Raw genomic sequence first — 12,839 nt, 5'->3', positions numbered from 1 at the left:
GGAGTTCAACCACGCGGTGATCACAATCGGGGAGAGTATGCAAGCGACCGATATCGTCGAGGAGTTACTCACTCTTCAGGAAATCGATCACAGGATCCTGAAGATAGAAGATGAACTGGGGAGTCTCGGCCGGGAGGTGACCGGACTCCGGGAAACCGTCGAGACGCTGGAGTCGGAGGTCGCGCGGATCCGGGCCGAGGCGGACGAGGCGGAAGGGCGCGTGCGGCAATTTCACCGGGCCGTGGAAGCTGGAAGGGCAACGCTCAAGCGTCTCGAGGCTCGGTCTGTCGCGGTGGCGAACATGCAGCAGCATCTCGCGGTTCGGAGCGAAACGGACACGGCCCGGCGCAACCTGCGGGCGGCGGAAGACGACCAGCTCGACGCGATGCAGGATGTGGAGAATGCACGCGGCTCTCTGCGTTCGGCGGAGGCGGAGCTGCGAGAGGCGACCGGGCAGCTGGCGGAGAGGAGCACTGCGGTCAAGGAGCTGCGGGCGAGTCTGGAGGGGGACCTCCAGCACTGCGGCGTCAGCCGGAGAACGCACGAGAGCCGGCTGGACCGACGGGCGCTGCAACTCTACCGCACCGCCGGTGGCGGGGGGCGCCACGCGGCGCTCGCGGAACTCACCGTCGACGGGGCCTGCGGGAGGTGCTACACGGCGGTCCCGAAGCAGCGTCAAGCCGAGATTCGGGCGCGTCGACATCTCGCCGTGTGCGAGGGTTGCGGGATCATCCTCTATCCGGGGTCCACAGCCTGACGCGCCCCGCGACTTGAGACTTCGCATCATCGCAGGAGATCTGGGCGGCCGCTTCATCGACGCCCCCCGGGGACGGCGCACCCGTCCCACGGCGGAGCGCGTCCGGGAGGCGTGGTTCTCCGCGCTCGGGGGCGAGGTCGAGGGTGCGCTCGTCGCCGATCTCTACGCCGGCACCGGGGCCCTGGGAATCGAAGCGTTGTCGAGAGGCGCGGCGCACGTCCATTTTGTCGAGGCGGATCGTCGGGTGGCGGCGCTGCTGCAGCGCAATGTCGCGGCACTCGATGTGGCGGACAGATCGCAGGTGGTGCGGGGCGATGCCATCGCCTGGGTCGACGGTCTCGACAGGGTGCGCGGCCCGGATGGTCCGCGGGCGCCTCTGGACCTGGTCCTGGCCGATCCACCGTACGCCTCCGCAGATGGCGCGCGGCTGGTCGAGCACTTCCGGACCCGTCCGTTTGCCGCGCAGTTGTGGGTGGAACACGGCCCGGAAGCCACATGGGCGGCGGTGGCCGACTGGACGAGGGAATACGGTGACATCTGCGTCAGCCGGTTCCGGGCTCCGGCGAGCGCGTCAACCCGAACACCCTGACCGGGAACCGAGGAACTCGATGAACAACGCCGTCGCCGTGTACCCCGGGTCGTTCGACCCGCTGACGGTCGGACACGAGGACATCGTTCGGAGGAGCCTGGCGGTCGTGGACCGGTTAATCGTCGCCGTGGCGGAGACCGCGACGCAGGCCAAGTCCGGGCTCTTCGAGATCGAGGAGCGAGTCGAGCTCATCCGCGAAGTGTTCGCGGACGAGCGCAGGGTCGAGGCGACCTCCTTCTCCGGACTGCTCGTGGATTTTGCCCGCGCCCGCGAGGCCCGGATCATCATCCGCGGGCTGCGTGCCGTCAGCGACTTCGAGTACGAGTTCCAGATGGCGCTCATGAACCGCTCGCTCTGGCCCGAAGTCGAGGTGCTCTTCATGGCGCCCTCCACACGTCACACGTTCCTCAGCTCCTCGCTCGTGCGGGAAGTAGGACGGCTCGGTGGAGATGTGACGGACTTCGTGAGCCCCGCCGTGAAGGCCCGCATGGACCGCGCGTTCGGGCGCGACGGGTAGCAGTGATGTCGCCGCCGACCCGGCCGGACTTCATCGACCGGCTGAGGGCGCGGGCCGCGGTCCTGGAGCGGCGCATCGGCTTTCCGGAGGCGGATGAGTCCCGCACCGCGCGGGCGGTTCGCCGGTTGCGCGACGAGGGATGGGTCCGCCCCGTCGAGATCGGTCCCGCCGCGGGTGGCCTCGCAGGGGCAGCGCAACGCCTCGCGGCGGGGGAGCTGGACGGAGTCGTGGCGGGCGCCGTGCACTCTTCGGCGGACGTCATCCGGGCCGGCCTCCGGGTCGTTGGCCTGGCCGAAGGCGTGGAGACGGTCTCCGCCGCCTTCCACATGGTCCTTCCCGGTCCCGGCGAGCGAGTGCTCACGCTTACGGATACCGCGGTGGTTCCGGCGCCGACCCCGGCCCAGATGGCGGACAGCGCTTCGGCCGCCTGTGACGCGCGCCGGGCGATTGCGGGAGACGAGCCCGTCGTCGCCTTCCTCTCGTATTCCACCCTCGGTTCGGCAGTGGGGCCGGCGGTGGATCATGTGCGGGAGGCGCTCGAACTGTTTCGCCGCCGTCGACCGGACATTGCTTCGGATGGGGAACTGCAGGCCGACGCGGCGCTCGTACCGGACGTCGCGGCGCTCAAGGCACCCGGGTCTCCCGTGGCCGGCCGTGCGAACCTGCTCGTGTTCCCGGGCCTTGACGCAGCGAACATCGCATACAAACTGCTTGAGCGACTCGCCGGAGCGCGCGCCCTGGGGCCCATTCTTCAGGGGCTGCGGCGACCGCTGAACGACCTCTCCCGCGGCGCGTCCGTCTCCGATATCGTGGATGTCGCCTGCATCACGGCCCTCATGTCACCGAGGAGCGAAGGATGACGTTTTCGATAGAAGCGTTGGGAACCCGCACCGTCGTCGCGGTGGGTGGCCAGCTCACGATCAACAACCGCGGCGAATTCAAGGAGCGCGTGCTCGCGCTTCTGGCGGAGGGAAACACCGACTTCGTGATCGACTTCGACGCTGCCGACTACATCGATTCGTCCGGCCTCGGCGTCCTCGTCAGTCTCTCCAAGCACATCCGCGACGCGAGGGGACGCCTCAAGCTCGCGGGGCTGAACGAGGATCTCCGGCGACTCTTTGCCCTCACCAGACTGGACTCGCTGTTCGAGATCGCCGAGTCCCGGGCGGCCGCGCTCGGCGACTCCTGACCGGGGCCGCGGCTCCGGCATGAAGGACGGCGACGCGGCCCGTATTCTGGTCCTCTCCAGCCGGCCGGACATGCTTCAGGCGGTCGCCGCCGCCGCCGCGGAGATCGACCCGTCTCCCGAAGTGCGCGGGCTCTTCGGGCGCCCTCTGTCGGTGCTCCCGACGGATCTCGTGCTGGTGGATGTCGCCGAGCCGCGCGCCACGATGCCATACCTGCGGCGGCGCTTCGGCCCTGCGCCGGCGCTCGTGGCGCTCATCGAGGGGGCCTGGATCGATCGCCTGGGCTCCGCGCTGGCCGAGGACTGGACCGACTACCTCTTCTATCCTCTCAACGCGGACGAACTCGGGCTCGTGTGGCGGAAGCACACCTCGCCCGCGGAAACGCCCGACCTGAATGTCGACGTCGATGAATCGGGGCGGATCCGGGTCGTTTTTCCGTCGAACGTGCGCTACCAGCGTGCCGTGGTGGAGAGAGTCGTCGTGGCATGCAGACACCTCGCGGATCTGGATGGCGAAACGGCATTCAGACTCCGGGTCACGCTCGGCGAGGCCGTGGCCAACGCGATCCTGTACGGGAGCGGGGACCGTCCCGGCGCCGTGGTGCGCGTCTCGGCTAAAGCGGGGATAAATGGCCTGCGCGTGAAGGTCTCGGACGAAGGGGGCGGATTCGACCCCGATGCGGTGCCGGAGCCGATCTCGCGGGACGGCATCGCGCGGCCCCGGGGTCGCGGCCTGTTTCTCCTGAAGCAACTGGCGGACGGCGTCGCATTCAACGATACAGGTAACATGGTCACGCTCTCGTTCCGGGGCGCACCGGATCCTCTCGTGAGGATCGAACCGCTCCTGCGGCGCTTCGCCGATGTCACCGGTCTGCAATTCCGGCTCGACCGGCTGTTCGAGGACGGCTCGCAGGTGCTGTTCGACAGCTGGGAGAATGACGAGAGCTCGAGCAGTCCGCCGGAGGTCCGGGAGACGTGGCCGCTGGGCGATGCGGGACCGCTGCGCCTGGTCCACGAGCCGGCCGGCCGTGCCGATGCCGCCGCGTCACTCCTTTCGGGCTGGCTCGGCGCCGTGGCCGAGGGTGAACAGTCACGGGAACGGCTCCTCGCCCGACGGTTGCGCCGGGAGCGGGTGCTCGCCGAACTGGAGATCGCGCGTGACCTGCAACTGCGACTCCTGCCGCCGCCGGAAGATTTCCGCGATCTGGGACGGGTCGCGGCGCGCTGCGATCCGGCGCTCTCTCTGGGCGGGGACTTCTACTATCTCGTCCGACTCGCCGACGGCTGCCTGGGCGTCATGCTCGGCGATGTGAGTTCGCACGGCCCCTCCGCCGCGCTCATCATGGCCCGCACCCTGAGTGCGGTGGCCGTGGCCACCGGCACAGAGGCCGAGCCCGCGGCCGCCCTGGACGCGATGCACGGGCAGCTGCGGGCGGCGCTCGCATCGACCGAGATGTACATGACCCTCTTCTACGGGGTCATCGATCCCGGTCGTGGCGAACTGCGCTATGCGAACGCGGGCCACCCGTACGCGTATCTGCTCGGATCGGACGGGATCCGCCGTCTCGCCGCCCTCGAACCCCCGGTCGGCGTGGCCCCGCTCCAGCCCTACCGGCAGGCTCGTCTTCCGTGCGCGGGCGAAACGCTCCTGGCGTTCACCGACGGCCTCGCCGAACTCAGCGATCCCCTCGAAACTCCGGATGCCCGCGTTCGGAGACGGATCGACCGCGGGGATCTCGACCCCGAGACCCTTGTGGCGGCCCTCTTCGCCGACAGCGACGACGAGATGAGACTGGACGACCGGACGGCGGTCGCGGCCTCGCTGTGACCGGAAGGGGGGCCGGACCCCGGCGGGCGAAACGCTCGCTTGGCCAGAACTTCCTGGTCGACCCGAACATCCAGCGCAAGATCGTGCGGGAACTCGACGCGCGGCCCGAGGATGTCGTGCTCGAAGTCGGGCCGGGGCACGGCGAGCTGAGCCAGTACCTCGTCGGGTGTTGCCGCCGCCTCGTCCTCATCGAGAAGGACCGGGACCTCGCCGGCGGGCTGCGCGAGCGCTGGGGGGATCGGCCGGACGTGGACGTCGTGGAAGGCGACGCGCTTCGCCTCGAGCTCTCGGAGTTCATACGGGACTCTCCTGCCGCCCGCGTGGTGTCGAACGTCCCCTACAACATCACGTCGCCCCTCATCTTCGCCTTTCTTGAACTCGAGCCTGCGGCCGACCGCATCGTGCTCACCGTCCAGAGGGAAGTGGCGGATCGGATCACGGCGCCCCCGGGCATCAAGGCGTACGGCGCGCTATCCGTCGGCGTGCAGGCGGTCGCGGACGCCTCGCTTGCCTTTCCGGTGGGCCGGCAGGCGTTCCGTCCCGTTCCCGCAGTGGATTCGGCGGTCGTTCGCCTGGAGCCGCGTCCGGATGCCGCCGGCGTGGACCCCGTGGCGCTCAGGACGCTGACGCGCGCGTGTTTCAGCCGTCGCCGCAAGCAGCTGCAGAAGACACTGCGCACGGCGCCGGAGCTGCGGTTCGCGGGAGACGTGGACGCCGAGCTCGGGCGTCTCTCGATCGATCCCGCGGCGCGGCCGGAAACGCTGGATCCCCTCACATTCGTGCGGCTGGCCGCAGCACTACTGGAGGGGCCTGGAGAGGCCGGGTCGCGTTGAGTTGAGCACGAACCCGCCCTATCTTGGTTTGTGAAACCTTTCACAAGGGTGGGCATGAGCGGCAGAATTTCCGATTCGACGGTCCGGCGCCTCTCCCTGTATCTCCGCATGTTGCGCGACCTCGAGCGAGCCGGGGCGGAGTTCGTATCCAGCTCGCAACTCGCTGAACCCTCGGGAGCCACGTCCGCCCAGGTCCGGAAGGATCTGAGCCACTTCGGGTCCTTCGGTAAGCGTGGACGCGGATACTCGGTCGAGGGGCTCGTGCGGGCGCTGGAGGAGATCCTCGGACTCTCGCGCAGCTGGAGGCTCGCCCTGGTCGGCGTGGGCAAGATCGGATCCGCGCTGCTCGGCTACGGCGGGCTGGCGGCGCGCGGATTCGACGTCGTCGCGGCGTTCGACATCGATGAGGCCAAGATCGGGACGCGGGCCTTCGGGCTTTCGATCCGCCCCATGACGGATCTCCGGACGGTCATCGCGGAGTGCGGTGTCGAGATCGGGGTCGTCGCGACCACGACGGAAGTAGCTCCGGAGATTGCGGCGGAACTCGAGCGGGCGGGTGTCGGAGCCATCCTCAACTTTGCGCCGGTCGAACTCTCCGAGGTGAACGGGGTGCCGATCCGCACAGTGGATATCGTGCTCGAACTCGAAGGGCTGAGCTATCTGATGGCGGAGGCGCGTCGGCGTACCGGGAGTGACGCGTGACAGGTGTGCACTTCGCGCCGGACGGGGTACTGGTGCGCAAGGCGCTGCGCCGTCTCGAGGACGGTCCCCGCTCTTCCGTGGATCTGGCGGCCGAGGTCCTCGGCATGCACGGGTGCCCGCCGACCATGGCCCGGCGGCTCGTTGCACAGTTGCTCGAGGGGATCCCCGGGGTGGCCCGCGTGGGCGGCGACGACTGGAAGCTGGCCGAAGGGAGCACGCGCACCCGGAAGCGGACGGGGAAGGGGCTGCGTGACCTCCGATACGCTGTCGTGGATGTCGAGACGAACGGCGGCACCGCCGGGGGAAGCGGCCGGGTGGTGGAGATCGCGATCGTGGATGTGGATCGCGGCGCCATCGGGGGATGCTACTCCACCCTCGTGGATGCGGGCGTGGCGATCCCGCCGTGGATCACACGGCTTACCGGCATCCGCACGGAGATGACGCGCGGGGCGCCGAGTTTCGCGCAGATCTGTGATCCGGTGCGCGAGCGCCTCCGTGGCCGGGTTTTCGTTGCCCATAACGCGGCGTACGATTGGGGCTTCCTGCGTGCCGAGATGCGGCGGACCGGGGCCAGCGTCCCGCGCGGACCTCGCCTGTGCACGGTCCACATGGCGCGCCGCCTGCTCCCGGGACTCGAGCGCCGAGGCCTGGATGCGGTCGCCGACTATTACGGGATCGAGATCAGCGAGCGTCACCGTGCGCGCGGTGACGCGGTCGCGACGGCCCGCATCCTCGTCCACATGCTCGCGGACGCGGAGCGGCGGGGCTGGACGACGTGGCCTGCCCTCCGCAAAGCTCTCGGCCCGGTTCCGCGACGCGGGCGCGGCAAGCGGAAGGAACGGCACTCCGCACAACATGAACAGCGCGAGAAACGGCATGAGCGATAGGACATGAGCGATCGAGACAGAATTCCGGTCATCGTCTCCGCCGCGCGGCTCCCCACGGGCCGCTTCATGGGCGGGCTTTCTACCCTCGCGGCCCCGGACCTCGGCGGTCTCGCGATCTCGGCGGCGGTTGAGAGGGCCGGAGTCGACCCGGAGGAAATCGATGACGTGATCATGGGGAACGTCGTGCAGGCGGGCGTCGGACAGGCGCCGGCCCGCCAGGCGGCGATTGGGGGCGGAGTGCCCGTGACGGTCCCGGCGGTGACCGTGAACAAGGTCTGCGGCTCCGGGCTGAAAGCCGTCATGCTGGCGGCGCAGGCCATCAAGGCCGGGGATGCCCGGGTCGTGATGGCCGGCGGGATGGAGTCGATGTCGAATGCTCCCTATCTCCTCCGGGGACACCGGGAGGGTGTGAAGTTCGGAGACCGGTCGCTCGTGGACGGCCTCATCCACGATGGGCTTTGGTGCGCCTTCGGTACCTGCCACATGGGCGGCCACGCCGAGTACACGGCCCACAAGGCGGGTGTAAGCCGCGAGGACCAGGACGCCTACGCGCTCGGGAGCCACGAGAAGGCGATCCGCGCGATCGACGGAGGGGAGTTCGCCGGGGAAGTCGTCCCCGTCCACATCGAGACGCGCCGGGGCACCGTGACGATCGAGACGGATGAGCCGCCGCGGCGCGGCACGTCGCTCGAAGCGCTCGCGAAGCTGCGCCCGGCCTTCACGGGAGATGCTCCCCCGGAGGTGACCGAGCCCAGCGTCACGGCGGGGAACGCGCCTGGCCTCAACGACGGCGGCGCGGCCACGCTCGTCACGTCGGAAGCGTACGCAGCGGCGCACGGCCTCCCCATCCTGGGGCGGATCCGGGCCTATTCAGTGGGGTCCATGGCGCCTCGCGACCTCTTCTTCGCGCCCGTCGCCGCGGTGCGGAAGCTCATGACGCTCGCTGGGACCGTCGTCGCCGACTACGGGCTGGTGGAGATGAACGAGGCGTTTGCCGTGCAGTGCCTGGCCGATGCCCGCGAGCTGGGACTGGATCTCGATCGGGTGAACGTCCGCGGTGGAGCGATCGCGCTCGGCCACCCGATCGGAGCCTCGGGCGCGAAGATCCTGACCTCGCTGCTCCATGCGATGCGGGACAGGGATGTCGAACAGGGCATGGCCACGCTGTGCCTGGGCGGAGGAAACGCGGTCGCGATGAGCGTGGAGCGCCGATGAAGTTGAAGGCCGAAGGCTGGGCCTGGGTCGGGAGGCTGTCGGGGTTCGCCGGCCTGTTCATCGCGTTCGCGCTCGTGCTCGCGGTCGCGGCCGCCGGCATCGCGCGACTTGCAGGCATCGAAGTGCCCGCGACCGTCGGCTGGTGGACCGTCGCGCCCGCGCTGCTCGCCGCCTGTGCGGCCACCTGGGTACTGACTGTCCGCATCGATGGGCGTCCGCTCTCCGCGCTGGGATTGAGGGGCGGGCGCGCGGGGCTGTCGGAACTGGGTTACGGGACACTGGCCGGGTTTGCGATCATTGGCGTCGTCATTCTCGCCCTGGCCCTGCCGGGCTGGGTTTCGTGGACGGCTCCGGGCGGCGCCGCCGTCCTCTCGGGGGCGGAGATTTCGATCCTCCTTCTCGGGGCCGCCTTCACGGAGGAACTTCTCTTTCGAGGCTATGCCTTCCGCGTCCTCCACCTCCGGTTCGGTCCGGTTCCGGCCCTCGCGGGGACCTCGGTCGCGTTCGGTCTCATGCACGGCGCCAACCCGGGAATCACGCCGTTGGCGCTGGTCAACCTGGCCCTCGCCGGCGTCCTGCTTGGTGTGGCCTACTGGCGTTCCGGGAGCCTCTGGTTCGTCACGGGTGTACACTTCGGCTGGAACTGGATCATGGCCGCGAGCGGTCTGTCCGTGAGCGGACTCGACGTGCGAATATCCGGCCTCGAGGCCGTTCTCTCGGGCCCGGCGCTGTGGACGGGAGGCGGGTTTGGGCCCGAGGCCGGGCTGGTCGCCACGGTCATGACCGCTCTGGGTACGGTTTGGCTTTGGCGGATCAGCGGATCGGCAGATCGTCCGGTCGGGGCCCGGTGGTCGATTTCGGAGACCCCCGGGGATGATGATGCAAGCGTCTGACGTGTCGCGGGTCGGCGTCGTCGGCGCCGGCACGATGGGCAGTGGCATCGCCCACGTATTCGCCCTGACCGGTGTCGACGTCCGTCTCGTCGACGTCGAGCCGGAGGCTCTCGACCGCGCGCTCGACTCGATCGGCCGCAACCTCGCTCGGCAGGTCCGCCGGCAAACCATCTCCGCGCAGGACGCGGAGGCGGCCCTGGCACGTATCGCCGGGGGCGGAGAACTCGCGGTCCTGGCCGACGCGGAAGTCGTGGTGGAGGCGGCGAGCGAGAATCCGGCCCTCAAGTTCCGGCTCTTCAAGGAGTTGTCCGAGATCGTGAGCCCAGAAACTCTTCTCGCGTCGAACACGAGTTCGATCTCGATCACGCGTATCGCATCACACGTCGATGATCCGGCCCGTGTCATCGGGATGCACTTCATGAATCCCGTGCCGGTCATGCGGCTCGTCGAGGTCATTCGGGGGCTCGAGACTTCGGATGCGGCGGCAGAGCTCACCCTCGACCTCTGCGAGCGTCTCTCGAAAACGGCCGTGCCGGCGAACGACTACCCGGGCTTCGTGGCCAACCGGATCCTGATGCCGATGATCAACGAGGCCGTGTATTGTCTGATGGAAGGCGTGGCGGAGGCCGAGGCCGTGGACACCGTCATGAAGCTGGGCATGAACCATCCCATGGGGCCGCTCGCCCTCGCCGACCTGATCGGCCTCGACACCTGTCTGGCGATCATGCGCGTCCTGCACGCCGAACTCGGCGACTCCAAGTACCGGCCGTGCCCGCTGCTCGCGAAATACGTCGCCGCCGGGCGGCTGGGGCGGAAAACCGGTCGCGGCTTCTACGACTACGCCGCGACATGACGACCGGTCGCCGCTCCTGGTCTGCGCTCGAACTCTCCTCCGAGGCGGAACAGATCCTCTCCCTCGCCCGCCAGTTCGCCGAAGAGCGCTTGCAGCCCACGGCGGAATCCCGGGACGCGAACGAGGATCGGTTCGATGCCGAAATCCATCGCGAATTGGGAGATCTCGGCTTCCTGGCCATGAGAGTGCCGGAGCGCTACGAGGGTCTCGGCCTCGACCTCGTGACGTACCTCTACGTGCTGGAGGAACTGGCTTGGGGTGATGCGGGCGTGGCCGTATCGGTCAGCATTCACAACTCGCTCCCGGTGCAGATCCTGCTGCGTAGGGGAAGCGAGGCGCAGCGCGAACGCTGGCTCCCCAGGATGGCCAGCGGAGAGGTGCTCGGCGCGTTCTCTCTCTCTGAAGCCGGCGCCGGCACGGATGCCGCGGCACTGCGGACCCAGGCGGTGCCCACGGCAGGCGGATGGATCCTCAACGGCGAGAAGATGTGGGTGACGAACGGCGCGTCCGCGGGCGTCGTCCTCATGTTCGCGCGGACGGATACGCCGGAGGATCGGTTGGGATCGCGCGGCATCAGCGCCTTCCTCCTGCCCGCCGGGACGGAGGGTTGCTCCGTCGGGAGGAAAGAGCGAAAGCTGGGCCAGCGCGGATCGGAGACCGTCGCGTTGTCACTGAAGGATGTCTTTATTCCACATGAACTTATGATTGGAGAAGTGAACCGTGGCTTCAGCTACGCTCTCGAGGGTTTGGCGGGCGGCAGGCTCGGGATCGCGGCCCAGGCCCTCGGCATCGCTTCGGCGGCTGTCGACGCGGCGTTCGAATATGCGCATACGCGCCGCCAGTTCGGCCGCCCCCTGCGGGAGTTCCAGGGGATGGAATTCAAGCTCGGCGATATGGTGACCCGGCTCGAGGCCGCGCGCGGACTCCTCGAGCGTGCGGCGGCGGCGCACACGTTGGGAGACCCCCGGGCACGCCGGCTGTCCAGCGTGGCGAAGCTGTTCGCGAGCGAGATCGCGATGCAGAATGCGCGCGAAGCGGTCCAGGTGTTCGGAGGTTACGGGTATTCGCGGGAGTATCCCGTGGAACGCCTGTTCCGGGACGCGAAGGTCACCGAGATCTACGAGGGAGCCAACGAAATGCATCGCAGCCTGATCGCGCGGCAACTCTACAGGGAGAGGGGATACGTGTGAGTGCGACGGCGGAACGCAGAGCCATCGGCGCGCTGGACCCGCGCCCGCTGAATGAGACGGATCCGGCGGTGGCGGCTTCGATCGGCCGCGAACTCGAGAGACAGCGTACGGGCCTGGAACTGATCGCGAGCGAGAACTTCGTGTCTCGCGGGGTGCTGGAGGCGACCGGCTGCGTCATGACGAACAAGTACGCCGAGGGTTATCCGGGGCGTCGCTACTACGGAGGCTGCGAGTTTGTGGACGAGGTCGAGGACCTCGCCCGTGATCGCGCGCGCCGGCTGTTCGGGGCGGACCACAGCAACGTCCAGACGCACAGCGGCTCCGGCGCGAACATGACCGCGCTCCAGGCGCTCACCGAACCCGGCGCGACGCTCCTCGGGATGGACCTCTCGCACGGAGGTCACCTGACCCACGGGTCGCGCGTGAACTTCTCGGGCCTCTGGTACCGCGTCGTCCCGTACGGCGTGCGCGCCTCGGATCGGACGATCGATTACGACGCCCTCCGGACGACCGCGCTGGAAGTTCGCCCCACCGTGATCATCGCGGGGGCCAGCGCCTATCCCCGCCGGATCGACTTTGAGCGTTTCGCGGAGATCGCCGAGGAATGTGGCGCCCGCGTCCTCGTGGACATGGCGCATATCGCCGGCCTCGTGGCTACGGGGCACCACCCCTCACCGGTACCGCACGCCGATGTGGTGACGACGACGACGCACAAGACGTTGCGCGGGCCGCGGGGAGGGCTCGTGCTTTGCCGGGAGGAGCACGCGAAGGCGGTCGACAAGGCCGTCTTTCCCGGATTACAGGGCGGTCCGCTCATGCATGTGATCGCCGCAAAGGCTGTCGCGCTCGGCGAGGCCCTCCAGCCCGAGTTCGGACAATACTCGGATCTCGTGGTGCGCAACGCCCGCGCCCTGGGACGGCGGCTCGCCGAACATGGCTACGATCTCGTGGCCGGAGGGACGGACACGCACCTCCTCCTCGTCGATCTCCGGACGACGGATCTCACGGGGAAGGACGCGGAGGCGCTCCTGGGTCGGGCAGGCATCACGGTGAACAAGAACACCGTGCCGTTCGAGACCCGTTCGCCCTTTGTGGCGTCCGGCATACGGATCGGGACGGCGGCCGTTGCAACCCGCTCCATGGGCGAGAAAGAAATGGGAATCATCGCCGATCTCATGGACCGCGCGCTGCGCTCGGAAGGCGATGAAGCGACGCTCTCGGCGGTGGAGAGGGAGGTCCAGGCCCTGTGCGCCGATTTCCCCCTCTATCCCCGGGGAGATGGCGTTCATGAGGAGGGCGTAGCTTGACGGCAAGTTTTTCCCCCGCCTAACTTTGCCGCTCATGTCCTTGCGGGCAGTGCGCATCGTGGCAGGGAAAGGGGCCTGGGAC

The 12,839-nt window shown here is 68.7% G+C and carries 14 protein-coding genes; all 14 read left to right on the top strand.

The features are described 5' to 3' along the window. Positions 1 to 37 precede the first annotated feature (37 nt). The 14 genes from ACOOGH_RS07010 to glyA are packed head-to-tail and all read left to right on the top strand — an operon-like array spanning position 38 to position 12,757. The gene (locus ACOOGH_RS07010; RefSeq protein ID WP_420448240.1) at positions 38 to 757 is read left to right on the top strand and encodes a zinc ribbon domain-containing protein; all 720 of its coding nucleotides are present in this window, start codon (positions 38 to 40) and stop codon (positions 755 to 757) included. A 13-nt stretch (positions 758 to 770) separates the two neighbouring features. Next, positions 771 to 1,346, top strand: coding sequence for an RsmD family RNA methyltransferase (locus ACOOGH_RS07005; RefSeq protein WP_420448239.1), 576 nt, complete (start codon positions 771 to 773; stop codon positions 1,344 to 1,346). Between the two features lie 19 nt (positions 1,347 to 1,365). Next, the gene (gene coaD, locus ACOOGH_RS07000; RefSeq protein WP_420448238.1) at positions 1,366 to 1,863 is read left to right on the top strand and encodes a pantetheine-phosphate adenylyltransferase; all 498 of its coding nucleotides are present in this window, start codon (positions 1,366 to 1,368) and stop codon (positions 1,861 to 1,863) included. Between the two features lie 5 nt (positions 1,864 to 1,868). Beyond that, positions 1,869 to 2,723 carry a phosphate acyltransferase gene (locus tag ACOOGH_RS06995; protein WP_420448237.1) on the top strand — a complete coding sequence of 285 codons (855 nt, stop codon included), beginning with the start codon at positions 1,869 to 1,871 and terminating at the stop codon, positions 2,721 to 2,723. Beyond that, positions 2,720 to 3,052, top strand: coding sequence for an STAS domain-containing protein (locus ACOOGH_RS06990; protein WP_420448236.1), 333 nt, complete (start codon positions 2,720 to 2,722; stop codon positions 3,050 to 3,052). The genes ACOOGH_RS06995 and ACOOGH_RS06990 overlap by 4 nt, the downstream gene beginning before the upstream one ends. Before the next feature lie 19 nt (positions 3,053 to 3,071). Then, a complete protein-coding gene (locus ACOOGH_RS06985) occupies positions 3,072 to 4,877 on the top strand; it encodes a PP2C family protein-serine/threonine phosphatase (protein ID WP_420448235.1) in 1,806 nt (601 codons plus the stop codon). Continuing rightward, the gene (rsmA, locus tag ACOOGH_RS06980; protein WP_420448234.1) at positions 4,874 to 5,710 is read left to right on the top strand and encodes a 16S rRNA (adenine(1518)-N(6)/adenine(1519)-N(6))-dimethyltransferase RsmA; all 837 of its coding nucleotides are present in this window, start codon (positions 4,874 to 4,876) and stop codon (positions 5,708 to 5,710) included. The genes ACOOGH_RS06985 and rsmA overlap by 4 nt, the downstream gene beginning before the upstream one ends. 54 nt (positions 5,711 to 5,764) lie before the next feature. Next, positions 5,765 to 6,412: a redox-sensing transcriptional repressor Rex gene (locus tag ACOOGH_RS06975; protein WP_420448233.1), complete on the top strand. Its 648-nt coding sequence runs from the start codon at positions 5,765 to 5,767 to the stop codon at positions 6,410 to 6,412. Then, positions 6,409 to 7,299 carry a PolC-type DNA polymerase III gene (locus tag ACOOGH_RS06970; protein ID WP_420448232.1) on the top strand — a complete coding sequence of 297 codons (891 nt, stop codon included), beginning with the start codon at positions 6,409 to 6,411 and terminating at the stop codon, positions 7,297 to 7,299. The genes ACOOGH_RS06975 and ACOOGH_RS06970 overlap by 4 nt, the downstream gene beginning before the upstream one ends. Before the next feature lie 3 nt (positions 7,300 to 7,302). Next, the gene (locus ACOOGH_RS06965; protein WP_420448231.1) at positions 7,303 to 8,514 is read left to right on the top strand and encodes an acetyl-CoA C-acyltransferase; all 1,212 of its coding nucleotides are present in this window, start codon (positions 7,303 to 7,305) and stop codon (positions 8,512 to 8,514) included. Then, on the top strand, positions 8,511 to 9,407 hold the full coding sequence (locus ACOOGH_RS06960) for a CPBP family intramembrane glutamic endopeptidase (RefSeq protein WP_420448230.1): 897 nt from the start codon (positions 8,511 to 8,513) through the stop codon (positions 9,405 to 9,407). The genes ACOOGH_RS06965 and ACOOGH_RS06960 overlap by 4 nt, the downstream gene beginning before the upstream one ends. After that, a complete protein-coding gene (locus tag ACOOGH_RS06955; protein WP_420450084.1) occupies positions 9,391 to 10,260 on the top strand; it encodes a 3-hydroxybutyryl-CoA dehydrogenase in 870 nt (289 codons plus the stop codon). Before ACOOGH_RS06960 ends, ACOOGH_RS06955 begins: the two co-directional genes overlap by 17 nt. Beyond that, entirely contained in the window at positions 10,257 to 11,450 is a 1,194-nt protein-coding gene (locus tag ACOOGH_RS06950) for an acyl-CoA dehydrogenase family protein (protein WP_420448229.1), read from the top strand. The genes ACOOGH_RS06955 and ACOOGH_RS06950 overlap by 4 nt, the downstream gene beginning before the upstream one ends. Continuing rightward, positions 11,447 to 12,757 carry a serine hydroxymethyltransferase gene (gene glyA / locus ACOOGH_RS06945; RefSeq protein WP_420448228.1) on the top strand — a complete coding sequence of 437 codons (1,311 nt, stop codon included), beginning with the start codon at positions 11,447 to 11,449 and terminating at the stop codon, positions 12,755 to 12,757. The genes ACOOGH_RS06950 and glyA overlap by 4 nt, the downstream gene beginning before the upstream one ends. Positions 12,758 to 12,839: the final 82 nt, after the last annotated feature.

The organism is Candidatus Palauibacter sp., assembly GCF_965213655.1.
Lineage (GTDB): Bacteria > Gemmatimonadota > Gemmatimonadetes > Palauibacterales > Palauibacteraceae > Palauibacter.
The sequence above is the reverse complement of the archived record's forward strand: the minus strand, read 5'-3'. Positions and strand labels throughout refer to the sequence as shown.